Annotated in this window: 1 protein-coding gene; it reads right to left on the bottom strand. The window is 53.2% G+C overall.

Translation table 11 applies throughout. The annotated features are described in order from the left end of the window. Nucleotides 1–2,459 (bottom strand): LysM peptidoglycan-binding domain-containing protein (locus tag ACQ96U_RS26965; RefSeq protein WP_431724379.1); only part of this gene is annotated, 2,459 nt, incomplete at both ends.

Genomic DNA, 2,459 nt, shown 5'->3' with positions numbered 1-2,459 from the left:
GGCGGTGGCATATCCGGTAACGTCGGACTCACATCACCAATCGCCACCCCAGCGTTATAGGGGCGGAAGGTACTGCTGTTATTGTGGATATTGGTGACTTTGTTCGGCACCGTGAGGAAGGTGCCCGGTTTTAAGTCTTTCAGTTGCTGGGGTTGCAAACCATTGGCATCGGCCAACATAAACCACAGGCTGCTATCGCCCCATAGCGCCAAGGCGATGGTTTGCAGGGTATCGCCTTGTTGTACGGTATAGCCCCCCGGACTTTGCGCCGGGTAGTTTTCGCCAATGGCCTGGAAGTTGGCATCGAAGTCGGCACTGAATACCGGCTCAGTTTTATCCGGCTTGCGCATTAAGCCTTGGTTATAGGCCAGCTGGGTCGCATAGTCGGTATAGGTCGGACCATCATCCCCGACATCACCAATACCAATGCCATTGACGTAGTAGAAGTGATGAGTACGCAGGTAGGCTTTGTGATTGGCGTTACGGTCATGACCTTCCTCGGTACGGGTCAGGATCTGGCCTTTATGGTTATTCACATAGCGCAGGATGCGCGCATTGTATTTGTCTTCCGCCATGTTGACATGGCCGTTGACGTCGTAATGCAGAATCGACATCCCGGGCCGCCAAGGGAAGTCAAACTCTTCGCCTGTGATCCCTTCATTTTTGATGGTCTTCTGCTTGTAGTCGTCCCAACGCTCATAGGTATAGCTGGTCCGCACAGCTGGACCATCCCCCCCAAAGGTCTGGGTCCAGCTGAGGTTACCGGCCCCATCGAAGTGATAGGTACTGCCTTTGTTTTGCGCTTTGCCCTCTGCAATGCTGGTGGTTTCGCGGGTTGCCCGATTATCCTGATCGTAGACCTTATTCACCTGCCGGTAGATTTTAAGCTGATCATCCTCCGTTTGTTTTGAGTCATAGTACTCCATGTAGTGGGTGGTATTACCCACCACATCGTTGATCCGCTTGGCGCGTAGCTTATCGTCAATGTAGGTTTCGGTGAGTTTACCGTTACCATCATAGTGATAACGTTCGGTATGTTGTTTATTGGTCGCAGTGACCCGCTGCCCCGCCAGGTTATAGCTGATGCGATACCCATGGTCTCCTGGGGTAATCTGCCCGTCTTTGAGCGCGCCCATGGTGGTGGTAAAGCGATTCATGGCATCGTAGGTGTACCAGAAGTCCTGGTCATGCCAGTCACCGTTGACTTGTTGGTAACGACTGTGCACCTGACGCCGGTTGCCCATGGCATCGTACTGATACTCGATGGTGTACTTGGCATCGGTGATTTTTTTGATGCGGTTCAGGCTGTCGTATGCCACCGTGGAGTGTTGGGTATAAACATCCTTATAGCCGTCTTTCGCATCTTTATTGCTGTAGCCTTCAAAGATCAGGTTGCCGTTTTTGTCATACTTAAACTCGGCATAGTTATTGGCCCCGACATCATCGATGTTTTTGATATAGCCGTTGTTGTAGTAACCGTAGTAAATCTCCTGGTCGACCTTGCTGGTGTTTTTCAGCACCGTATCGCCTTTCTGCCAGGCCAGTTTACCTGCGACATTGTAGCCATAGGTGAAGGTGCGACCGCCTAAGTCTTTGTGGTAGTGAATACGGTCAAAGGCATCCCGATGATCCACCAGGGTGTGTTTGTTACCATCGGTTTTGGTCACGACCCAGCCGCCGGTACCGCCAATACTCGTGTCATAGCGGTAGCTGTACTGGGTCACCATGTTGCCATAGCTGTGGTGAGCCATGACGCGGCCTTTGCTGTCGTACTGGTAGCGCTCGGTATGCCCTAAGGCATTGGTATGGGTTAGCCGTTGACCCGCCGCATCGTAGGTGTACTGGTCGATATTGCCCCCCGCCCGTTCAACCCGGGTGACATTACCCACCTGGTCATACTGGTACCTGGTGACTTCACCCAGCTCATTGGTCTGGCTGACTTTGCGGCCAAAGGCATCAAAGCCCATCTGCACCTGACCACCATCAGCATGACGTTCCCCGATGATCTGTCCTGCCGCCCACTGTTGTTCATTGATATTGCCGTTAGCATCAGTCGTGGTGATCTGTTGCCCTAACAGGTCATAGCCATAATGGGTGGTTGGCCGCACCTGATGCACCTGACCCTGTTCATCAGTGGCCTCGGTTTCGGGGGCCTGCTTGGTGACCATCTGCCCGAGCTGGTTATAGCGGAAGGTGGTGCTGTTACCAAGCCCATCCACTTCTTCAATGACCTCACCAAAGGCATTAAAGTGCTGTTTACGGTGAATGCTGTGGCGGGTCTCCATCCCTTCGCCAATCACATAATCCAGGCTGGCTTTAGTGTAAGCGGGACGACCGGTATTGCGGTGCGTAACGCTACCCTGGTCCAAGGCATGGAAACTACTGAGCTGGTGGTGGGCCTTGGCGCTAAACTCGCCCGACTCACCCCGCTCAGCGGCAAAGCTGTAATCCCCTTGCAG

It is taken from the genome of Zooshikella sp. RANM57 (assembly GCF_050749885.1).
In the GTDB taxonomy this organism is placed as follows: Bacteria; Pseudomonadota; Gammaproteobacteria; order Pseudomonadales; family Zooshikellaceae; genus Zooshikella.
This window is presented reverse-complemented; position numbering and strand designations above follow the sequence as displayed.